The following is a 20,404-nucleotide window of genomic DNA, read 5'->3' on the forward strand; positions in this document are numbered from 1 at the left end:
GCTTGTTAGGTTAGCAGCACTATTTCAGTGACCTTAAAATTGTTTAACTGCTAACGACAGAGCGGGGAACTAGCTTCGCATTCCAAGGTGTCGTGACTAAAATAACGTAGTACGCGGGGTACTTAGTCTGGTCAGAATGGCCTGTTAGATTTCTCTTTCAAGCCTCACGCCTTTAGGCTGAGGTTCCTGACAAACCCGAAAAATTCAAAATCTTTGCAACAAACTCCTTATTATGGTGCATTTCTCGCTACAATGCCTACTGCATTCCTGAAAATTTCCTACTTTGTAGTTTTTTAAATTTGTTTTTATCATTATGGCCAAAGTTCTTGTCTCTGACCCCATCGACCAAGCAGGGATTGACATTCTCTCTCAAGTTGCTCAAGTTGATGTCAAAACCAAACTTCCCCTAGAAGAACTGATAAAAATTATTCCTGAATATGATGCCCTCATGGTGCGATCGGGAACCAAAGCAACTCAAGAAGTCATCGACGCAGGAACCCAATTAAAAATTATCGGACGTGCAGGGGTCGGAGTTGATAACATCGATATTCCTGCCGCTACACGCCGAGGCATCGTCGTTGTTAACTCTCCCGAGGGTAACACCACCGCCGCCGCAGAACACGCCCTAGCGATGATGCTATCCCTCTCTCGTCACATCCCCTCTGCCAACCAATCTTTGAAAGAGGGTCAGTGGGATCGCAAGCGTTTTGTCGGTGCCGAAGTTTCCCACAAAACCCTCGGGGTCGTCGGTTTGGGTAAAATTGGCTCTCATGTCGCCACTGTAGCAAAAGCGATGGACATGAAAATTCTGGCTTACGATCCCTTTATTTCTTCCGAACGCGCCGAACAGTTAGGCTGTCGTTTAGTGGATTTGGATATTCTTTTCCGAGAGTCCGACTATATTACCCTCCACGTCCCTAAAACTCCTGAAACGGCAAATTTAATTAATGCGGAGGCTCTTGCTAAAATGAAGCCCACCACTCGCATTATTAATTGCGCCCGAGGTGGGATTATTGATGAAACTGCTCTGGCTGAAGCCTTAAAAACAGGCAAAATTGCGGGTGCGGCTTTAGATGTCTTTGATAGCGAACCTTTGGGGGAATCGCCTTTACGAGAAGTAGGCGAAAACATTGTCCTTACGCCCCATTTGGGCGCTTCCACGGCTGAAGCCCAAGTTAACGTTGCTGTAGATGTTGCCGAACAAATTCGGGATGTTTTATTAGGACTTCCAGCGCGATCGGCGGTCAATATTCCCGGTTTGAATCCTAAAGTGATGGAAAAACTCAAGCCCTATTTACAATTAGCAGAAACATTAGGGAATTTAGTCGGACAATTGGCGGGGGGACGCATCGATCATTTTACCGTCCGCTTGCAGGGGATTTTAGCCACCGAACAAAGTCAACCGATTGTTGTTGCGGCTTTGAAAGGATTGCTTTATCAAGCTCTGAGGGAACGAGTAAACTATGTGAATGCCAGTATTGAGGCCAAAGAACGGGGCATTCGGGTGATTGAAACCAAAGATGCTTCTTCTTCTGACTATTCGGGGTCTTTGCATCTCGACGCGCGAGGTTCTTTGGGAGAACATTCTGTCACGGGAGTTTTGCTGGAGGATGGGGACATTCGGGTAACGAATATTAATGGATTTCCCATTAATTTACCTCCCAGTTCCCATATGCTCTTCACGTTACACCGGGATATGCCTGGTATTATCGGCAGGCTGGGAATGCTGTTAGGTAATTTTAATGTCAACATTGCCAGTATGCAGGTGGGTCGTCAAATTGTGCGGGGTAATGCGATCATGGCGGTGAGTTTGGACGATCCTCTTCCCGATGAATTGTTGAAAGAAATTACCGAAATTCCTGGCATTAATGATGCTTATACGGTGATGCTTTGACAGGCAACAGGCAACAAATAGGCAACAGGCAATAGGGGAAGAGGAGACAAGTATTACCAATTACCAATTCAAACACAATGTCAAATAACTGGTGGGAAATTCATGTTCTGTGCGAACCGATCTTAGAGGATCTGGTTTTTTGGCGGCTGGATAAGTTTGGCTGTCAGGGGACGGCTAGCGAACGACAAGGGGAGTCTTTGTCGATGAGGGCATATTTCCCGCAGGGTTTGGCGCGTTCTTTGGATTTGGCGGCTTTGTCTCTCTGGTTGCGTCAAGATGCCTTGGCGGTGGAGATGCCGCTACCGATGACGCAATGGAAGTTAATTGATGAGGAAGATTGGGGGAGTACCTGGAAAAAGTATTGGCAGGCGCAGGAGGTGGGCGATCGCTTTTTGATTTATCCGGTGTGGTTGACTCCCCCAGAGGATAGCGATCGCGCGATCATTCGTCTCGATCCTGGGGCGGCTTTTGGGACGGGGACTCATCCCACGACGCAACTCTGTTTGGAGGCGCTGGAAATGCGGATTTGGGGGGAGGAAAAGGAAGAAATCGCGATCGCAGATATTGGTTGCGGTTCGGGTATTCTCTCTATTGGCGCGATTTTAATCGGGGCAAAGCAAGCCTACGCGGTAGATACGGATGCGATGGCGATTAAATCCACGGAGGTTAACCGCGATCTCAATCACATTGATGCTCAACATTTAATCGCACAAAAGGGAAGTATCGATCGCATTCTCTCTTTAGCAGGAGGACAGGTCGATGGTATTGTTTGTAATATCTTGGCGGAAGTGATTATCGAAATGATTCCCCAAATGACTGAGATTACCAAGCCTAAAGGCTGGGGTATTCTCAGTGGCATTCTCCTCGACCAAGCTAAACCCATTGCCGATCGCCTCGAGGAAGAAGGTTGGATAGTGGCAACCCTCTGGCGGAGAGGAGAGTGGTGCTGTTTTAATGTGCGGAGATCCTGATGGGGGAGGGGCGATCGGTTTGTTCAATATTTCCTCAACTATCAACTCAACTATCAACCGATCGCCGGAATGTTAATGCAAATTTGACAGCCTAAACCAGGCTGACTGTGAAGAGAAAAACGCCCTCCCAAGGCTTCAACTCGTTCTTGCATTCCCTGCAAGCCGAAACCTGTCGTATTTTCGCACGGTTCAAATCCTGTACCGTTGTCTTTGATTTCTAGATCGATGGCGATCGCACTCGAGGATATCTCTAATTCGACGCGATCGGCTTGACTATGTTTAGTAATATTAGTGAGGGCTTCTTGGACGACGCGATAAAGAACGGTTTGAATTTCTGGATGTAGGGGTTTGGAGGGTTTGGAGACCAAACCCCTACATTGCGAAATAACCTCGATCTGGGTAGTTTGTTGAAATTCTCGGATTAATTTTTTTAAGGCCAAATCCAGCGATCGCCCTTGTAAAGGAGGGTTTCTCAAACTGGCTACAGACTGACGCACATCTGTGAGAGCTTCTTTGTTCAAACGTTGCGCTTCTGTGAGATGATAGCGGGCTTTTTCCGGATTTTGGGCAAAATAGAGGGCGGCGTTTTCCAGTTGAATGCTTTGGGCTGTGAGAGAATGGCCGACAGAATCGTGCATTTCTCTGGCGATGCGGGTTCTCTCTTGTAGGGTGGCTTGATTTTCGATTAACAGGGAATATTTGCGGAGGCGATCGTTAGCGCTAGTCAGTGCTTGACGGCTTTGACGTTCTGAAAGTAACGCCCCGACCATTAACAAAACAAAGGCTAAAACTAGCCCAAATAGTAAGGCAGAATTAATAGCAAAACTAAAAGCAATTCGCAACCATTCCGAAGCAATTTCTCCTGGCCTAATGGCATTATGGCGCTGAACAACCCAATAAATTCTCAAGATGAGGCGCAGAATAAAGAATCCGTAAGCACATAAAGCAACAGTTAAACGTCCCGGCCAAGGGAAGAGAATACAAGCGCGAATAACAACAATTAATAATAGGGCAAAAAAGAGGGATTCCCTGCGACCGCCGAGGAAAATTGCCAACCAACATAACCCAAACCCTAAAGCCACATAGAGGATTTTTTGCAGTCTTCCTCCTGTTGGCAAACGCAATCCTAGTAATCCCAATAAGCCAATACAGCCGATCGCACCGATGGGGAAAGGTTGCGATCGCAGAGGAGGAGGTGTTTGCCAACCCAAACGATGAGGGGGGGGTAAATTTTGTGGGGAAAGGGTGGCAATGAGAGCAATTCCTAAGAGAATCCATTCAAGGTACAGTAGAAGACGGAAAGAGCGATCGCGCCAAAGTTCGTTTTTGAGCATGGGTAAATAAAAGGGTGCGATCCCATTGAGGTGCGATCGCCATTTAAAAATAGCTTAACATTGCCCAACTTGGTTAATCTACGGGCGATCGCACCTCAAACCTCGGGTCAAAAGTCACAGGAAAACTTCACCCTCAAGTCCTATTGATAAAGTAGCTAAAAGCTAAAGTATAGGCGATCGCAATCTTTTTTGGGGATGTTTGCTCAAATTCCTACTCTCTCTACTTTTCAGCCTCCTTGTCACCTCTAAAGTAAAAAAAGTCAGGTTATACTGAGAAAAATGAATGACTGAAATGAGTCCCATGAAGTATTCTCGCATTCCTCACAGACTTATCTTTTCGGCGATCGCTTTCCTAACTTGTTTCTTTGTCGCTTGTAATACCAGTCCCCAACAACCTTTAAAAATTGGTCTGACCAGTTGGACGGGATATGAACCTCTTTATTTAGCTCGCGATCTAGGCTATTTTAATGATGCTCCCCTTGAGATTATTGAGTATTCTGGTATCGCTGAGATGCGACGAGCATTTGATAATGGTGAAATCCATGTATTATCGTCAACTTTGGATAGCGCTCTACTGCGTGCAGAACGAAATAACGATTTGCGACTATGGCTACTCTTAGATACTTCTAATGGTGGGGATGCGCTAGTGGGACAATCTGAGGTTAAAAGTATTCAAGACTTGAAAGATCGTACTGTCGGTTTAACCCCCGAGGCTGTATCCCTACTCGTTTTTACCCGTGCATTACAAAGTGTGGATTTGCCTCTCGATGCAGTCAAACAAGTTTCTTTAGATGGGATTGAGCCAGAAACTGCTTTTGAGGACAAGGAAATAGATGCTATTATTACTTACGATCCTCTTCTCTCCAAACTACTCCAACAAGGGGCAAATTTACTTTTCGATACTCGTCAAATGCCTGGTGAAGTTGTCGATGTTCTCCTCAGTTACCAAGAGACACAAGACAAATTCCCCCAGAAACTTCAAACCTTAGCGGAAGGTTGGTTTAAAGCCTTACAATACATTCAGAAAAACCCTGATGATGCAGTGCAACGGATGGCAGATCGTCAAGGGATTAGCCAAGAAGAATTTACCCAATCTCTGAAAGGATTGCGCCTTATGGATTTGGAGAAGAATAAAGGCTTGCTCTCTGGACAAGATATGGAATTACATGAGGGAGCAAAACGATTAACTACTTTTCTAATCGAGCAGGAATCCCTGAAACAAAAAGTCGATCTGGACAATTTATTTGACGATCGCTTTGTTAAGGTGATCGAGCAATCTTAAATCTAGATACAATTGTATTTTTCTCAAGAAATAAATATTGATCTCTCTGTCGTCTATGACTCGCTTTCCTTTTCCTCTACGATTTTCTATTTCCATAATTCTTCTCCTGTTTGGTACCGTGTTTAGTGCGGTATCTTTTCAACGTGAAATCTCTCTCGCTCTCGAGCGGGGAGAAGCAGATATGACTCGACAAGCTATTTTTACAGGAAATCAAACTGTGGGTTTATTAGAATATCTTTATCGCGATCGCGATGAGCGAGGGATAGATATTCTCATCGATCAATTAGCAGGTGCTCACAACATTAATATCGCTTTAATTTTCGATGAGAACGATCGTGTTTTATGGTCTACTCAGCGATCGCTGCGCGATCACTCTATTGAAGAAACCAATGCTTCTTCTTTTAGGGAGAAAATGACTCAGGCTCGCCGTCAAGTAGGAGCAGAAGTACAATTAAGAAAAGATCGAGAAACACTGTGGATGTTTCATCCAGTTGGGTTGGAGTTTAAGGTGGGGAATACTTTTCCCGAGCGTGTAGGGATTTTAGCAGTTGAATACGATTTAAGGATTACTCGAGCTATAGCTTATCGAGATGCCACAAGGCGATCGCTGGGGTATGGAATTGCGATCGCCATTTTGGGAACATTACTCTGGTTTTTCTTTGATAACATTGTGACCAAACGAGCATCGCATTTGGTGAAAACAAGTCAACGATTATCTGGAGGAAATTTGACAATTCGGGCTAGATTAAAAGGCTCAGATGAACTATATTGTATTGCTGTTGCCTTTAATCAGATGATTGAGGAAATCCAAAAAAAGCAGGAAGCCTTACAACAAACTCTCAGAGAACTTAAACAGACTCAATCGCAATTGATTCAATCTGAAAAAATGTCTGGTTTAGGGCAAATGGTGGCCGGAGTTGCTCACGAAATTAATAATCCTATCAATTTTATTTATGGCAATGTTCCCCATGTCGATCGATATACGCAAGATTTACTAGATATTATCAACGATTATCAAAAATTTTATCCTAATCCCATACCAGAAATTGAGGATAAATTAGAAGAAATAGATTTTGACTTTATTAACGAAGACTTACCCAAACTGCTCAAATCGATACGAAGTGGAGCTAATCGCGTTAAAGAAATTGTGGTGGGATTGCGAACATTTTCTCGTTTAGATGAGGCTCAAAATAAAATGGTTGATATTCATCAAAGTCTTGATAGTACGATTTTATTTTTGCAACATCGCTTAAAATCGGATCGAGGTATTCCAGAAATTAAAATTGTCAAATCCTACCATAATTTGCCTGAAATTGAGTGTTATGCAGGACAATTAAATCAAGTTTTTTTCAATATTTTAAATAATAGTATCGATGCTCTCATTGAAACAGCACGAGAGAATAAAGAATTTCAAAATCCTGCTATTGTTATTCAAACCCAATCGATCGACAATTGCTGGGTTCAGATCGCGATCGCGGATAATGGTAAGGGTATCGATCCAGAAACACAAAAGCACATTTTCGATCCTTTTTTTACCACTAAACCTATTGGGAGTGGGACAGGACTGGGACTATCGATCGGTTATCAAGTTATTGTCGAAAGACATAAGGGAAAATTAGAGTGCCATTCTGCGATTGGAGAGGGAGCAAAATTTATCATTGAGATTCCTTTAAAACTCGATTTGCTTAAGGGGATTGGATGATGATAGTCTACGGTAACTGGATTTGGTATGAACTCAATTTTTTACACGACCAATAAAAAAATAGCACAAAAAAAGGGGCGCGATCGCGCCCCTTTCTAACTCTTCTCAAAAATAAGTTTTAACTCTTTTCTAAAAGAACCCTAGATTGATGTTGAGGACGAACGATAACTTTGTTATCTTCATCAATATCAACCTCTGCTTTATCGCCTTCCTTAACGCGACCAGAAAGAATCTCCTCAGCGAGAACATCCTCCAGCAAGCGCATAATTGCCCGGCGTAAAGGACGCGCCCCATAACTGGGATTATATCCCTCTTCCACCAAGCGTTCTTTGAATTTATCCGTAACCGTTAAGATAATCTCTTTTTCCGTTAAGCGTTGGAACACTTCTTTGAGCAAGATTTCGGAAATTTCTTTCACTTCATCCTTACTCAACTGACGGAAGACAATAATCTCATCGAGACGGTTAAGAAACTCGGGACGGAAGTAGTTTTTCAACTCTTCATTCACCAAAGAACGAATGCGATTATATTGGGCATCGTCTTGGTTATCGCTAAACTCAAACCCTAACCCCGCAGCACCTTTTTCAATCACCTTAGAACCGATGTTTGAGGTCATAATTAACAAAGTGTTCTTAAAGTCCACCGTGCGACCTTTAGCATCCGTTAGGCGACCGTCTTCAAGGATTTGCAAGAGCATATTAAAGACATCGGGATGCGCCTTTTCAATCTCATCAAAGAGAACGACGGTATAGGGACGACGACGGACGGCTTCTGTGAGTTGTCCCCCCTCGTTGTAACCTACATAACCCGGTGGCGAGCCGATTAACTTGGACACCGTGTGGCGTTCCATATATTCCGACATATCCAACCGGATCATTGCATCTTCCGAGCCAAAGAAATAGGCCGCGAGAGACTTGGTTAATTCGGTTTTTCCTACCCCTGTCGGACCGGAGAAGATAAAACTAGCAATGGGTCGGTTGGGATTTTTCAAGCCCACCCGAGCGCGACGAATGGCACGAGAAACGGCTTTTACCGCATCCTCTTGACCGATCAAGCGCTGATGCAAGGTATCTTCCATCTTCATGAGCTTTTCGGACTCGCTTTCCGTGAGCTTCTGCACCGGAACGCCAGTCCAAGAGGCAACAATGTGAGCAATTTCCTCCGAATCAACGTGAGGACCCTCTTCCTCGCTACCATCTTCATTTTTCTTGGCAGCAGCGATGGTGCGAATTTGCGCCTTGATGTCCATTTCGCGATCGCGCAATTCCCCAGCTTTATCAAAATCCTGCGCCCTGACGGCATCATCCTTTTGTTTGAGGATTTGTCGCAATTCCTTATCTAATTCCTTCGCGGCTGGGGGAAGCTGAGAATTAATTAAGCGCACCCGAGAACCCGCTTCGTCAATCAGGTCGATCGCCTTATCTGGGAGATAGCGATCGCTGATGTAGCGATCGGACAATTTCGCTGCTGCTTCTAAAGCCTCGTCTAAAATTTTCAGCTTGTGGTGCTGTTCGTAACGTTCCCGCAAACCATAAAGAATTTCAATCGTTTCTTCAACGCTGGGTTCTCCCACTATAACCGGTTGGAAACGGCGTTCTAGGGCAGCATCTCGCTCGATATGCTTGCGATATTCATCGAGAGTTGTCGCGCCGATGCACTGTAATTCCCCTCGCGCTAAAGCGGGTTTAAGAATATTTGCTGCATCGATCGCCCCTTCTGCGGCACCGGCTCCGATCAGGGTGTGAACCTCGTCAATGACCAAGATCACATTACCCGCCGAGCGAATTTCATCCATGATTTTTTTGAGGCGTTCCTCAAATTCTCCTCGATATTTGGTGCCGGCGACCAATAAGCCAATGTCAAGAGTGACAACGCGCTTATCTTCGAGAATATCAGGAATATCTTGTTGAGCAATACGCTGGGCCAAACCTTCGGCGATCGCGGTTTTCCCCACCCCTGGTTCGCCAATTAAGACAGGATTGTTTTTGGTGCGACGACCGAGAATTTGAATAACCCGCTCGATTTCCTTAACCCGTCCGACGACGGGATCGAGCTTGCCATCGGCGGCCATTTGCGTTAAATTGGAACCAAACTCGTCCAGGGTTGGTGTTTTCGTGCGTCCGCCGGGTCCCGCATTAGCAGGCACTTCCGCAGTTTCCCCCAACATCCGGATCACCTGAGTTCTGACCTTGGAGAGGTCTACCCCCAAATTCTCCAAAACCCGTGCCGCAACCCCTTCTCCTTCGCGAATCAAACCGAGAAGTAAGTGTTCCGTGCCGATGTAATTATGCCCGAGTTGACGAGCTTCTTCTAGAGACAATTCTAAGACGCGCTTGGCTCTAGGGGTAAAGGGAATTTCTACAGCAACGAAACCAGAACCTCTACCGATAATTTTTTCGACTTCGATTCTGGCATCCTTGAGGTTAACGCCCATGGACTTGAGAACCTTGGCAGCCACGCCCGTTCCCTCGCCAATCAAACCCAGGAGAATCTGCTCGGTGCCGACAAAGTTGTGACCCAAGCGACGCGCCTCCTCCTGAGCCAACATAATGACCTTGATGGCTTTTTCTGTGAAGCGTTCAAACATGACCTATCATCCCTGTTGCTTGCCCGTTGTCAGCCCATTCTAGCACAGGCCAATCCGATCCCCGTTGTTTTTGTTGCGATCGGTTATTACGGTAGGATTTAAAATTCTGGGTACAAGAGAATTGCGGTAATTTAGGGATATTGTTGCAGATAGCGTAGAATTCCGAGGGCGATCGCTTGAGCCATTTGGCTGCGATAGGCGGGGTTGGCTAAGTTGCGAGAGTCGATTTGTCCGGTCACAAAACCCACCTCCACAAGAATGGAAGGCATAGCGGTATTCCTCAAGACATAAAATCGCGCTTGCTTAATGCCGCGATTTCGCGCTATGGGAACTGTTTCGAGAATAGCTTGGTGAACGATCTGCGCTAAACGATAGCCCCGAGAATAATAATAAGTTTCCAAACCGTTGACCTCTGGACGAGCATCACCAACCGCATTAGCGTGAATGCTGGTGAAAATATCGGCTCGGGCTTGGTTGGCCATATCTGTTCGCCCCTGTAGGCTGATAAAGCGATCGTCTGAGCGCGTCATGACCACATTTATGCCGCGATCGCGCAAAATTTGAGCAATTTCTAAAGAGATGGGTAAAACTACATCGGTTTCCCGCAAACCGCCAATACCGATCGCCCCTGGATCTTTTCCCCCATGACCGGGATCGAGAACCACGAGGGCGCGTCCGTTGGGTTGGGGAAAATTAGTGCGATCGGGAATTGTCGGTTGAGTGGGTAAGGGGACGGGAATAATTATTTCTCTTGTTTGGGATAACAGTTCGGGGGGCGGCTCTCTTAAAATCTCACTTCCTTGTTCGGGAACGATGGAGACTCCGCCCCGACTATCAGAGACTTCCCAGCGCGGACTATTCCGATTAAGAGTTAGGGTAATGCGGGCATTATTTCCCAATTGATTGAAGCGAACTTCTTCGACCCCATAGCGATTAACAGTAAATGTTTTTGAGGAGTCCTCCGATCGCACCCTCGCTCCTTTTAAGTCAATATCAAGTTGTCTGTTACTATCCCTGCGATCGACGGTTATTTCTTGGGGGCGATCGCGATCGCGCAGGCGAATAAAAAAGCCATTTTGAGTGATTTGAAACCATTCCGGAACGCCCTGCAAGAGGGGTTCAAATGTCCCACGAGAACGTTGAGGGGAGGGGAGTTGAATCGTCCATTGGGAAGGAGTTCCAGCAATTTTTACCTGTTGGGGATCGAGAAAATATCCTGGTGCGAGTTCTACCACTAGGCGGGTCGTTCTATCATCAGGCTGTCCGACCCGCACGCTGGCGATCGCACCTCCTACTCGCTGACTCTCGCTGCGACCGATGCCGGTACCGGGTAGATCGATAACTAAGCGCGTGGGATCGGAAATTAATCTCACTGTCGGTCGCACGCTGCCATCGGTGGTGAAACTGAGACTATTGCGATCGCGATCGAAGTCCCAAAATAGTAATCGCGTTGCTTCTGCGGGTAGAGCAAAAAAGACGGCAGCTAGCACGCTGAGGATATACCAACGAAGTTTCACAAGGCGCACTCCAATCGTCAGGGGTAGGGGGCGATGAATCAAAGCAGAACAAGGAATATCTCAATGTCGCCTCATTGAGAATCCTAGAGTATTCGATTATGGCAGACAAAGCTCAAAATAGGATATGGGGGTTGGGGGGATAAAAAAATAGTTTTAAGTTTTATTTTGTTTGTTTCTTGTAATTAACGGGATAGAAAGAGATAAGTGTGAACTACAGAAGCAATAACACTGAGAAATGAAGCTAAGAGCAAGGCGATCGCTGCCAGTAAATGAGTGTTCCCTTCTTTTTTATGAGGATTGAACCCAGGTAATTTTGTCACTAAATACCCCCCGATAAAACCGCCAAAATGTCCCCAGTTATCGACTCGGGGAACGAGTAAACCATAGGCAAAACCGATCGCCGCATAAATTAAGCCTATTTTCCGAATCTCGCTATCTTTCGTGGTTTGTCCGTAGGACACCATTGCCCCAAATAAGCCAAAAACTCCCCCAGATGCCCCGACGGAGAAGGATGCGCCCTGCAAAATGGGCGGTAAGGAAACTAGACCCGTGGCTGCAAGACTGGTGAGTAAGGCTCCAGTAATGCCAGCAACGACATAAAGAATGGTCAAACGACTCCCACCGTAGAATTTAGCAACACTGGGGGCGAGATGGCGAATCCAGAGCAAATTGAAGAGAATATGGAGTAAACTACCATGTAGCCAAGACGAACTCAATACCGTCCACCAACGACCGAATTGAAAGATGGGAATAGATCCCGTTGAACCCAAAATAAAGAGACTTTGATTGCTAGGGGACAAAAAGCCCAATAAACTATTTAAACCTTGACCTCCGCCCCCCAAACCGATCTCTTCAGGGGCGATCGCAAGGGCGGCAATATAAAGAGCAATACAACCCCAGGTAATAATGGGAATAATGCCAAAATCATTCCCCAATTGTTGCAAACTCCTTCTGTATCCCCACATTCCGGGATTTCGTCGCCCGCAGTGAGGACAAGTTTTGACTTCGACGGCGACAATTTTAGAGCAGGAGGGACAGCTAACCGGACCACTGGTTTGACGTTTTAGCATCAAAACTTCTCAATTCTGGAGGGATATTCGTATCTTAGCGCGAGTTTGAGAGGGGTAGGATGGGCTGATTTTTTTTGCTTAAGCGCGATCGCCGTCTTCGGCTGCTTTTGAGAATAACTTGACTGTATCGCAGCGATCGCCTTAATGACCAGCTAGGAAATCTTAGCCGCCATAAGTGCTGAATATATTCGAGATATTGTTTAATGGTGACTTTACTTTCTCCTTTGGTGCGTTCTTGAAAGATATAACTCACTTCTTTAATGTTCTCAATCTTGCCACGACCGAGAACTTCGAGCAAAATTTTATAGCCTGTCGGGTTCATTTCTCGTCCTTGAATGGCATCGCGACGCAGGAGAAAATAACCGCTTAAGGGATCAGAAACGCGACCAACCACTTGAGGCACAATAATGAGTCCCAAGAGTTGAGCGCCCCGAGAGAGAAAACGACGCATTAAACTCCACTCACTCACTCCTCCTCCTCCAATATGACGACTGGCAACGGCAAGATCGGCTTTGCATTCCATTTTCTCGTATAGTTGTAAAAGGATTTCTGGCGGGTGTTGCAGGTCTGCATCAATGACCCCCAATATTTCACCCTGAGCCATTTGCCAGCCTCGTATAACTGCCGTCGAGAGTCCTTTTTCGTTTTGACGACACATTACTTTAAGTTGAGGGTAGGATTTAGCTACCTCTAAAGCAATTTCCCCAGTGCGATCGGGACTATTATCATCAACAATAATTAACTCATATTGGTTCGGGATTTTTTGATCTATTAGGTGAGTTAATTGTTTGACAATCGTTCTGATATTTTGGCTTTCTTTATAGGTGGGAATAATTAAGGAGAATTTTAACGGTTTCTCTTGTAAGGAGAAAGAATTAGCACCCGGAATCAATAATCGTCCAGTAGGGACGGGTAGAAGAGAATGAGACATTCTTTTAAAGGTATTTTGTTATGGTTGCGATCGTTGCCATTCAGGATACCATAGATGTCTTAGTTGGTAATCAAGTTTGGAGTGCGTTGATCTGCTTTTTGATGCGGAGAAAAGATGAGCATTTTCTCATTTTTCTGTAGGTTGGGTTGAGGAACAGAACCCAACATGATTAAGATTAAAGTTGGGTTACGCTGTTTTTTTATAGTTTGCCATTAATTCTTTAATTGCTGTTTCAATTACTTGCAGGGTTGTCATTGCTTGTCGATAATATTGGGAAGTGCGATCGCCTGCTATAATTTTTAATAGCCATTGAATTAGACAACTGGACGTGAGATTTGAGATTGTTTTTACTATTGAGGCAGAAGAAGATATCGACGAACTTAAAGCCAGCGATCGCGCTAAGATTCTTGATGCGATTGAAATTCATCTGAGATACGAACCTGAAAAAATGAGCAAAAGTCGCATTAAGCGGTTACAAGGATTAGAATGGCCGCAATATCGGCTGCGAGTTGAAGATTTGCGCGTTTTCTATAATGTCGTATACACTGTAACTGATGGAGTGGTGGAAATCTTAGCCATCAAGGAGAAAGAACAAGTCATTAATTGGCTTGCTGAATATGGTATAGGAGAATCATGAAACAAGTTTCAATCGATCGCATTGCCAGGGATTTTTCTAACTATCTGAAAATTGCAGAAAAAGATAATGTTATTATTACTCGGGATGGTAAGCCCATCGGAGTTTTAATGGGTTGGGAAGATACCGAGGATTGGTGGGAAGAATTATTATTACGCGATCCAAGATTTCAAGATCGTATTGCGCGATCGCGTCAAAGTCTCAGGGAAGGAAAAACTAAAACTATCGAGGAAATGAGAGCAAAATACGAGACTTAATTTCTTTTGTAACAGAAAGGCGAAAGCTATACAAGCCTTAAAACTGATATGTTTTTGAAATCATCTCTCGATTCTCATGATGAGTGCAATTTCCTTGCTTCAAAAATATGCGATAATACTATAAGTTTATTGGCTGTTGTCTAATGGATGAAGTTATCCAAGGGGAAGGATTTACCATTAGAGTCACTAAGTTTGACTTCTTTTTCGGTCGTGTATCTTCAAATCCCAATAATACTCGACGTTCTTCCGATAATCTAGAAAATTTGAAAATGCTAGCTAGGAATTCGAGAAGAGCAAGAAGGAAGAGAAAGACTTTTACAAATCTTTGCAGAAGGTTTAAATGCTCCCGAATTACCTCAAAGTCGAAAAGTGACAAAATATGGAATAAATCTATCTAGAAAGGTAGAAATTATTGGTAATGAGCGATCTGGAGCAATTATCGTTCGTTATTTTTATCCCAATGGCGATCTAGAAAACATTCCTCAAGTAACCTCAATTGTTGTTTTAATTTATCCAAAAAATAACTTATGAAACTAACTCATATTAGCAAGCTAGAATTCGATCGCCTTGAAGGAGTTCGCAAAATTATTGTTCATGATTATGCTAAAAGATTTGCTTCTCTCGATCTGGGGAATTCTTTAGGAATTTATGGTATGAGTTGGACGAGTGTTTCTCTCGATCCGATTATTATCGTCTCAGAAGAACAAAATACAGTTTGGTTGGGAGTCGATCGCCAAGTTGCCGCGATCGCTTTAGAGACAGGTCGTATTTTGATGTCTCTTCCTTTAAATATTAACATAGTTCAAATTCAAGCGATCGGACAAATAACTGCTGTATTGACGGAGGAAGAAATTTTTCTTTTTAATCCAGGTTGTTCTTTACGACTTCATGAAGATTTACCCGATCAAGGTATTGCTTTATTGCAGAAAGATGAAAATATAATGATTCAAATGTTGGAGGGAGAAACATTAATCATTAATCCTATGACCGGAATCGTAGATCGAGAAATGTTGTTCGTTTAGTGACTTGCGATCGCTTGTTAGAATTGTAAAGGGTTGGGAAGCGCGATCGCGTCAAAGTATTGAGGAAGGAAAAAACAAATTTCTGTAGGTTGGGTTGAGGAACGAAACCCAACACGATTAAGATTAAAGTTGGGTTACAAAAACTACGCTAATTACTAACTCAAAATAGCATTGTATTGATCGTGAGTTCCAATCCAAATCCAATAATAATCCTCATCTTTTTTGAGCGCTAATGCACGAATATCAAGGTTAATACGAGCAGACCACAGATTTTTACCAACTTTTTTGAAGTGTAGAGAAGGATGAAATGGATTATCTTTCCAGAGTTGATATGCTTTTTGAGATTGTTCTTTAGCGTCGTTAGATAATTTAGCATAAGTTTTCCAGAAGTCAGGAGTGGTATAAGATTTCATCAATCTCCTTCACTGTATTAGCTTCGATATCTGCTTCTGCTCGAGCGATAAGACGATCGAGTTTACCAACTTCTAAATCTGCTTTCATTTGTTTTTCCCAGCGATCGTCTACATGAGTTTGTAGCCATTCCAAAAGCTGACGAACATCGCGATCGCTTAATTTTTTAATTGCTGTTTCAATTACTTGTAGGGTTGTCATTGTGGTTTTTGCATCTCCAATCTATTGATTGTATTATATTGGAGGTAAGCGGTTATTCCCAATTCATTTGTAATCCATGTTGCGATCGCGGGGGAAAGATGAGCATTTAACCAAATAATCATGCGACAAGAACTGGATGATCTAACTTACGTGCAGCATACAATAAAACCGCTCGCAGATCGCTATTTCCTCTTGAAATTCTGGATCGTTTGCCTGTTCTTTATAAGCTAATGCCAATTCTTTCAGGAAAACTCTCCTTTTTTCTGCCAAAAGCAGATCGTTGATAAAACGACTGCGATCGCGCGATCGCTCATCGATAAAGCGGAGAATCTCGTCATCTAAGGTAATGCTGATTGATGTACTCATATTCGTGAAGCATAGCTATAATTTTATTTTACCCGATCGCGATACCGAATAAATGCGGCGATCGCTTTGCTTGTCGATAATATTGGGAAGTGCGATCGCGAAAGATTGAGATAGCGCGATCGCATAGCACCTCAGAAAGAAAATCGCTTACAATCGATCGGTAATAACATTGGTAAAAAGCTATGCAAGCCTTAAAACTGGAAGGAGCAATCGATGAATCCGGTCACTTGATTGTTTCCGAACCCGTCAACTTAAATCCCGGTAAAGTAGAAATCATTATTTTGCAATCTTTTGCAACATCGGAAAAAACGACGATGGAAAAAACGACGATGCAAACTCGCGAACTAGATCGAGAGATGCAGTCTGAAACACCATCGAGAACAAAAATTAAGACATTTAAAGATTTGTTTACCGATACCAATCCCGTATCAATGAATTTAGATTACGATCGCGCTAGATGGGAATATCTTCAGGAAAAGCACAATCTATGAAAATTTTGCTTGATACCAATATTATTTTAGATTATGCTCTTGAACGCAAGCCATTTTTTTCTTTGAGTGAGGATGTTTTTGAAATCATCGAAAATCAGAAGATCGTAGGATATGTTTCAGCTTCTACTATCAGCGATCTTTACTACATTATTCGCAAGAGTAAAGGAAAAGAATGGGCAATTATTTTTTTGAGTCGATTATTTAATTTATGTCAGATTGCAACTTGCGATCGCAAAGTTATTGAACTTGCACTTCAAGCCAATTTTAAGGATTTTGAAGATGCAATTCAGTATGGTGCAGCGATTGTGAATGGCTTAGATGCAATTGTCACTCGCAATCCTCAAGACTTTCCGGTTAACGATCTGCAAATTCTGACTTGCGATCGCCTCATGCAAATTATAGCTGATTCTTGACATTTAATCGCTTGTTGCGATCGCTTTGCCGATCGATAATATTGGGAAGTGCGATCGCGAAAGATTGAGATAGCGCGATCGCGTCAAAGTATCGAGGAAGGAAAAACCTTCTGTAAACTAATCTACAAAAACTGACGAGAACAACAAAAGCGAGACAACTAGAAAAGTTTGGTTTGACCTGAATCTTGACTTATGCTTTAATCAAATTAGAGTTATAAGAATAATGGACGATGAAAAACTCATTGCTGTTTGGAGTCACTGCTGTAACTATCTTATCCGCTTCCACAGTTGTGTTAGCTCAACATACTTTTCCAAGGGAACGTTCTCACTGTTCTGCGACATTGGTTGCTAACGATCCAGGCTCTCGTATTACACTTCGAGCAAATCCCGGAACCAATTCTCGCAGTTTGGGATATGGTCTTGTTGGAGATAGGATTTATGTCCTAACATTATCACCTCCAGAATTAGATTATGCAACAGATCGTCAAGGATATACTTGGTATCGTGTAGGTTTTCCGGGTAGTGGAGCAAAAGGATGGATTCGTGAAGATTTCTTACGTTTGCGATGTGTACAAAATGATTTATAGTAGTATGAATACTCTAGTCTAGTAAAAACATTATTGAGCAACTTATCAACCAACTTACTGAAAAGAATCTCATGCAATATAAATTAAGTTTTTCTCTCGCTATCTTAACAGGATTAGGTGTGTTAATGAATGCACCTTCTACTCGGGCTGATATTTATGATGCCACTGTTATCTGTACTGTACGAGGTATTCAAAGTGGACAGCTTGCTTTACGTCCAGAACCTAACGGCAGTCCTTTTGCTGGTTTAAATAATGGCAATGTAGTTCGTGCTGTAGGTGGAACATTGGATGCAAATGGAACGGTATGGGAAGATGTGATTGTTATTGATGGTCCGAATTCTCAAGTGGAAGGACGAAGAGGGTATGTTAATGGTAACTATTTATCATGTAAATGGTACGATGAACAGGGTAATTTAATTCGAGAAGATTAGTTACGATATTAAGATTAAAGTTGGGTTAGCGACAGCTTAACCCAACCTACGGAAAATACGAATTTTAGGTTAAATTTTTTGTTAAACTCGGTAGATAAACATAGGGCTGAAGGATAGAAGGTTTCCAGCTAGTAGCTTCTTGAATGAATCCTCCCTTATCGCTTTTTTCTGTGTTCCAGAGTTTATCTCTTACAGGCAATTCCAGCCAGTTGATTTCTTTTCTCGTTCGTGCATCAATAGGCCACGTATAATGATGGAGAAAATCTTTTCTGCGCTCATCATTTTGAGGATCGAATGCAAATGGGAAAAACTCTGTCTTAAATCCGCTGCCAACAACATACCAACTAATAGAAATCAATCCATTTGGATATGTTTGTTCAACTTGCTGACTCCATATTGTTAACAGATCTTTAGCACTAATTTCATCTGGAGTATAGTTATCAGTAATTACATCTTCAGCTACCTCCCAATGTGCGGATAAGTCTGCTGTACGATCTTGATTGTTTTGTTTGTATTTAAATGCACAGAGTGTCATTTTTTTTACCTTTAATTTGCTAGTAGAACTTTTTAGGATATCTAATTTGATTCTTTTCTAAAAAAGGCAGGCCGATCGCCTGCCTCCAAAACTATCTAGACCCGATTTCTAACTTAGTAGTCAAAATCGCCGCCACCCGGTGCTGCACCAGCTTTGTCCTTCTCAGGCTTGTCTACCACAATACATTCAGTGGTGAGAACCATACCTGCGATAGAAGCCGCATTTTGCAGCGCACTGCGAGTCACCTTAGCGGGGTCAACGATACCTGCTTCAAACATATCGACAAACTCGCCATTTACCGCATTGTAGCCGACGTTGAAATCTTTCTCTTTCACCCGTTCTGCAATCACCGCGCCGTTTTGTCCGGCATTTTCAGCGATTCGCATCAAAGGAGCAGTCAACGCCCGCACGACGATATTAGCGCCAGTTAACTCTTCATTTTTCAGGTTGCTGTTTGCCCAACTTTCCAACATGGGAGCTAAATGAGCCAAAGTTGTACCACCACCGGGGACGATACCTTCTTCAACAGCCGCTTTAGTCGCGTTGATAGCATCTTCAAGACGCAGTTTCTTGTCCTTCATTTCCGTCTCAGTTGCTGCACCCACTTTAATGACTGCAACACCACCAGACAATTTCGCCAAGCGTTCTTGTAATTTCTCCTTATCGTAAGAAGATTCAGTTTCGTCGAGTTGACGGCGAATTTGCTCGCAACGGGACTTCACTTTCTCTTCATTACCTTCAGCAACGATGGTTGTCGTGTCCTTGGTGATGATTAAACGACGTGCTGTGCCGAGGTCTTCGAGTTTGACGTTATCTAACTTTAAGCCTGCATCTTCGGTGATCAGTTGACCTCCGGTGAGAACAGCGATATCTTCTAACATTTGCTTGCGGCGATCGCCAAAACCAGGGGCTTTCACAGCAGCAACGTTCAAAACGCCACGCAAGCGGTTAACAACCAAAGTTGCGAGGGCTTCTTTCTCGATATCTTCCGCAACAATAATTAACGGTTTACCGGAACGTGCAACCTGTTCCAATACGGGAACTAAATCTTGTACGAGGGCGATTTTCTTATCCGTGATGAGCAAATAAGGCTCCTCAAAAACCGCTTCCATGCGTTCGGGGTCTGTGACAAAATAAGGGGAAATATAGCCCTTTTCAAAGCGCATCCCTTCGGTAATTTCTAACTCGGTGGTCATGGACTTCCCTTCTTCAAGAGAAATCACCCCTTCCTTACCGACTTTATCCATTGCAGAAGCGATCATTTCGCCGACTTCTTCATCGTTTCCAGCCGAGATAGAGCCAACTTGCGCGATCGCCTTAGAATCGGAAATTTCCCGAGACTGTTCAGCAATTTGACCAACTAAATACTCGGTGGCTTTGTCAACACCGCGCTTGATGGCGATGGGGTTGGCTCCAGCAGCCACATTTCTCAAACCTGCTTTGACCATTGCGTGAGCCAAAACCGTTGCGGTGGTGGTTCCGTCTCCAGCAACATCATTGGTTTTAGAAGCCGCTTGACGAATCAAAGAAACACCTGTGTTTTCGATGTGATCTTCTAATTCGATTTCCTTAGCGATGGTAATACCATCATTAACGATTTGGGGTGCGCCGAATTTCTTTTCGAGAACGACGTTACGGCCTTTGGGACCGAGGGTGATCGCCACTGCTTCAGCCAGTAGGTCGATTCCTTTTTCTAAGGCGCGACGGGCCTCTTCGTTGTAAATTATGCTCTTAGCCATAGCTGTTTTTGATTGTGTAGTGTGAAAAG

At 43.7% G+C, this 20,404-nt stretch carries 21 protein-coding genes and 1 pseudogene; 12 read left to right on the plus strand and 10 right to left on the minus strand.

The window, feature by feature from the left end; translation table 11 throughout:
- Positions 1 to 313: 313 nt before the first annotated feature.
- A complete protein-coding gene (gene serA / locus JUI58_RS15365; protein WP_204104679.1) occupies positions 314 to 1,894 on the plus strand; it encodes a phosphoglycerate dehydrogenase in 1,581 nt (526 codons plus the stop codon).
- A gap of 77 nt (positions 1,895 to 1,971) precedes the next feature.
- Complete coding sequence (gene prmA / locus JUI58_RS15370) at positions 1,972 to 2,865, plus strand: 50S ribosomal protein L11 methyltransferase (protein WP_204104680.1); 894 nt, start codon at positions 1,972 to 1,974, stop codon at positions 2,863 to 2,865.
- Between the two features lie 53 nt (positions 2,866 to 2,918).
- On the opposite strand, the gene JUI58_RS15375 is transcribed toward prmA, so the two are convergent.
- Positions 2,919 to 4,199, minus strand: coding sequence for a sensor histidine kinase (locus JUI58_RS15375; RefSeq protein WP_204104681.1), 1,281 nt, complete (start codon positions 4,197 to 4,199; stop codon positions 2,919 to 2,921).
- Positions 4,200 to 4,482: 283 nt separating this feature from the next.
- Here JUI58_RS15375 and JUI58_RS15380 point away from each other — a divergent pair, with 283 nt between their 5' ends.
- Together JUI58_RS15380 and JUI58_RS15385 are read left to right on the plus strand one after the other, a co-directional pair.
- A complete protein-coding gene (locus JUI58_RS15380) occupies positions 4,483 to 5,481 on the plus strand; it encodes an ABC transporter substrate-binding protein (RefSeq protein WP_204104682.1) in 999 nt (332 codons plus the stop codon).
- Between the two features lie 55 nt (positions 5,482 to 5,536).
- Positions 5,537 to 7,183, plus strand: coding sequence for an ATP-binding protein (locus JUI58_RS15385; protein WP_204104683.1), 1,647 nt, complete (start codon positions 5,537 to 5,539; stop codon positions 7,181 to 7,183).
- A gap of 118 nt (positions 7,184 to 7,301) precedes the next feature.
- Here JUI58_RS15385 and JUI58_RS15390 read toward each other — a convergent pair whose 3' ends face one another.
- The 4 genes and pseudogenes from JUI58_RS15390 to JUI58_RS15405 form a co-directional block, all read right to left on the minus strand.
- Positions 7,302 to 9,770: an ATP-dependent Clp protease ATP-binding subunit gene (locus JUI58_RS15390; RefSeq protein WP_204104684.1), complete on the minus strand. Its 2,469-nt coding sequence runs from the start codon at positions 9,768 to 9,770 to the stop codon at positions 7,302 to 7,304.
- A gap of 131 nt (positions 9,771 to 9,901) precedes the next feature.
- Positions 9,902 to 11,287, minus strand: a complete 1,386-nt coding sequence (locus JUI58_RS15395) for an N-acetylmuramoyl-L-alanine amidase (protein WP_348539901.1) — start codon at positions 11,285 to 11,287, stop codon at positions 9,902 to 9,904.
- Positions 11,288 to 11,469: 182 nt separating this feature from the next.
- On the minus strand, positions 11,470 to 12,357 hold the full coding sequence (locus JUI58_RS15400) for a rhomboid family intramembrane serine protease (protein ID WP_204104685.1): 888 nt from the start codon (positions 12,355 to 12,357) through the stop codon (positions 11,470 to 11,472).
- 157 nt (positions 12,358 to 12,514) lie between these two features.
- Positions 12,515 to 13,288 (minus strand): annotated as a pseudogene (locus JUI58_RS15405) (polyprenol monophosphomannose synthase); the annotation flags it as partial.
- A 328-nt stretch (positions 13,289 to 13,616) separates the two neighbouring features.
- Between JUI58_RS15405 and JUI58_RS15410 the strand changes: the two are divergent.
- The 4 genes from JUI58_RS15410 (at position 13,617) to JUI58_RS15425 (ending at position 15,201) form a co-directional block, all read left to right on the plus strand.
- On the plus strand, positions 13,617 to 13,925 hold the full coding sequence (locus JUI58_RS15410) for a type II toxin-antitoxin system RelE/ParE family toxin (protein ID WP_204104687.1): 309 nt from the start codon (positions 13,617 to 13,619) through the stop codon (positions 13,923 to 13,925).
- Positions 13,922 to 14,179, plus strand: coding sequence for a type II toxin-antitoxin system prevent-host-death family antitoxin (locus tag JUI58_RS15415; protein ID WP_204104688.1), 258 nt, complete (start codon positions 13,922 to 13,924; stop codon positions 14,177 to 14,179). The genes JUI58_RS15410 and JUI58_RS15415 overlap by 4 nt, the downstream gene beginning before the upstream one ends.
- A 369-nt stretch (positions 14,180 to 14,548) precedes the next feature.
- Positions 14,549 to 14,710 (plus strand): hypothetical protein, encoded by a 162-nt coding sequence (locus tag JUI58_RS15420; RefSeq protein ID WP_204104689.1) that lies wholly within the window; start codon positions 14,549 to 14,551, stop codon positions 14,708 to 14,710.
- Complete coding sequence (locus JUI58_RS15425) at positions 14,707 to 15,201, plus strand: hypothetical protein (RefSeq protein ID WP_204104690.1); 495 nt, start codon at positions 14,707 to 14,709, stop codon at positions 15,199 to 15,201. Before JUI58_RS15420 ends, JUI58_RS15425 begins: the two co-directional genes overlap by 4 nt.
- 155 nt (positions 15,202 to 15,356) lie before the next feature.
- Here the strand turns inward: JUI58_RS15425 and JUI58_RS15430 are convergent, their stop codons facing one another.
- From JUI58_RS15430 to JUI58_RS15440, 3 genes are all read right to left on the minus strand, one after another.
- On the minus strand, positions 15,357 to 15,614 hold the full coding sequence (locus tag JUI58_RS15430) for a hypothetical protein (protein ID WP_204104691.1): 258 nt from the start codon (positions 15,612 to 15,614) through the stop codon (positions 15,357 to 15,359).
- Entirely contained in the window at positions 15,592 to 15,813 is a 222-nt protein-coding gene (locus JUI58_RS15435) for a hypothetical protein (RefSeq protein WP_204104692.1), read from the minus strand. The genes JUI58_RS15430 and JUI58_RS15435 overlap by 23 nt, the downstream gene beginning before the upstream one ends.
- 141 nt (positions 15,814 to 15,954) lie before the next feature.
- Positions 15,955 to 16,179: a hypothetical protein gene (locus JUI58_RS15440; protein ID WP_204104693.1), complete on the minus strand. Its 225-nt coding sequence runs from the start codon at positions 16,177 to 16,179 to the stop codon at positions 15,955 to 15,957.
- Positions 16,180 to 16,361: 182 nt separating this feature from the next.
- Between JUI58_RS15440 and JUI58_RS15445 the strand changes: the two genes are divergently transcribed.
- The 4 genes from JUI58_RS15445 to JUI58_RS15460 all read left to right on the plus strand — a co-directional run bounded on the left by JUI58_RS15445 (position 16,362) and on the right by JUI58_RS15460 (position 18,101).
- Complete coding sequence (locus tag JUI58_RS15445) at positions 16,362 to 16,670, plus strand: hypothetical protein (RefSeq protein WP_204104694.1); 309 nt, start codon at positions 16,362 to 16,364, stop codon at positions 16,668 to 16,670.
- On the plus strand, positions 16,667 to 17,083 hold the full coding sequence (locus tag JUI58_RS15450; protein WP_204104695.1) for a PIN domain-containing protein: 417 nt from the start codon (positions 16,667 to 16,669) through the stop codon (positions 17,081 to 17,083). The genes JUI58_RS15445 and JUI58_RS15450 overlap by 4 nt, the downstream gene beginning before the upstream one ends.
- Before the next feature lie 230 nt (positions 17,084 to 17,313).
- A complete protein-coding gene (locus JUI58_RS15455; RefSeq protein WP_204104696.1) occupies positions 17,314 to 17,670 on the plus strand; it encodes an SH3 domain-containing protein in 357 nt (118 codons plus the stop codon).
- A gap of 125 nt (positions 17,671 to 17,795) precedes the next feature.
- Positions 17,796 to 18,101, plus strand: a complete 306-nt coding sequence (locus JUI58_RS15460) for a hypothetical protein (protein ID WP_204104697.1) — start codon at positions 17,796 to 17,798, stop codon at positions 18,099 to 18,101.
- A gap of 64 nt (positions 18,102 to 18,165) precedes the next feature.
- Here JUI58_RS15460 and JUI58_RS15465 read toward each other — a convergent pair whose 3' ends face one another.
- Entirely contained in the window at positions 18,166 to 18,636 is a 471-nt protein-coding gene (locus JUI58_RS15465; RefSeq protein ID WP_204104698.1) for a hypothetical protein, read from the minus strand.
- A 113-nt stretch (positions 18,637 to 18,749) separates the two neighbouring features.
- Positions 18,750 to 20,375 carry a chaperonin GroEL gene (gene groL / locus JUI58_RS15470; protein WP_204104699.1) on the minus strand — a complete coding sequence of 542 codons (1,626 nt, stop codon included), beginning with the start codon at positions 20,373 to 20,375 and terminating at the stop codon, positions 18,750 to 18,752.
- Between the last annotated feature and the right edge of the window lie 29 nt (positions 20,376 to 20,404).

The sequence above is a fragment of the Spirulina sp. CCY15215 genome (assembly GCF_016888125.1).
Classification (GTDB): domain Bacteria; phylum Cyanobacteriota; class Cyanobacteriia; order Cyanobacteriales; family Spirulinaceae; genus CCY15215.

What these genes read in the sequence shown, in the direction of transcription:
- serA (WP_204104679.1), top strand. Translation starts at nt 314, where the DNA reads ATGGCCAAAGTTCTTGTCTCTGACCCCATCGACCAAGCAGGGATTGAC.
- prmA (WP_204104680.1), top strand. Translation starts at nt 1,972, where the DNA reads ATGTCAAATAACTGGTGGGAAATTCATGTTCTGTGCGAACCGATCTTA.
- JUI58_RS15375 (WP_204104681.1), bottom strand. Translation starts at nt 4,199, where the DNA reads ATGCTCAAAAACGAACTTTGGCGCGATCGCTCTTTCCGTCTTCTACTG.
- JUI58_RS15380 (WP_204104682.1), top strand. Translation starts at nt 4,483, where the DNA reads ATGACTGAAATGAGTCCCATGAAGTATTCTCGCATTCCTCACAGACTT.
- JUI58_RS15385 (WP_204104683.1), top strand. Translation starts at nt 5,537, where the DNA reads ATGACTCGCTTTCCTTTTCCTCTACGATTTTCTATTTCCATAATTCTT.
- JUI58_RS15390 (WP_204104684.1), bottom strand. Translation starts at nt 9,770, where the DNA reads ATGTTTGAACGCTTCACAGAAAAAGCCATCAAGGTCATTATGTTGGCT.
- JUI58_RS15400 (WP_204104685.1), bottom strand. Translation starts at nt 12,357, where the DNA reads ATGCTAAAACGTCAAACCAGTGGTCCGGTTAGCTGTCCCTCCTGCTCT.
- JUI58_RS15415 (WP_204104688.1), top strand. Translation starts at nt 13,922, where the DNA reads ATGAAACAAGTTTCAATCGATCGCATTGCCAGGGATTTTTCTAACTAT.
- JUI58_RS15425 (WP_204104690.1), top strand. Translation starts at nt 14,707, where the DNA reads ATGAAACTAACTCATATTAGCAAGCTAGAATTCGATCGCCTTGAAGGA.
- JUI58_RS15430 (WP_204104691.1), bottom strand. Translation starts at nt 15,614, where the DNA reads ATGAAATCTTATACCACTCCTGACTTCTGGAAAACTTATGCTAAATTA.
- JUI58_RS15435 (WP_204104692.1), bottom strand. Translation starts at nt 15,813, where the DNA reads ATGACAACCCTACAAGTAATTGAAACAGCAATTAAAAAATTAAGCGAT.
- JUI58_RS15440 (WP_204104693.1), bottom strand. Translation starts at nt 16,179, where the DNA reads ATGAGTACATCAATCAGCATTACCTTAGATGACGAGATTCTCCGCTTT.
- JUI58_RS15445 (WP_204104694.1), top strand. Translation starts at nt 16,362, where the DNA reads ATGCAAGCCTTAAAACTGGAAGGAGCAATCGATGAATCCGGTCACTTG.
- JUI58_RS15450 (WP_204104695.1), top strand. Translation starts at nt 16,667, where the DNA reads ATGAAAATTTTGCTTGATACCAATATTATTTTAGATTATGCTCTTGAA.
- JUI58_RS15455 (WP_204104696.1), top strand. Translation starts at nt 17,314, where the DNA reads ATGAAAAACTCATTGCTGTTTGGAGTCACTGCTGTAACTATCTTATCC.
- JUI58_RS15460 (WP_204104697.1), top strand. Translation starts at nt 17,796, where the DNA reads ATGAATGCACCTTCTACTCGGGCTGATATTTATGATGCCACTGTTATC.
- JUI58_RS15465 (WP_204104698.1), bottom strand. Translation starts at nt 18,636, where the DNA reads ATGACACTCTGTGCATTTAAATACAAACAAAACAATCAAGATCGTACA.
- groL (WP_204104699.1), bottom strand. Translation starts at nt 20,375, where the DNA reads ATGGCTAAGAGCATAATTTACAACGAAGAGGCCCGTCGCGCCTTAGAA.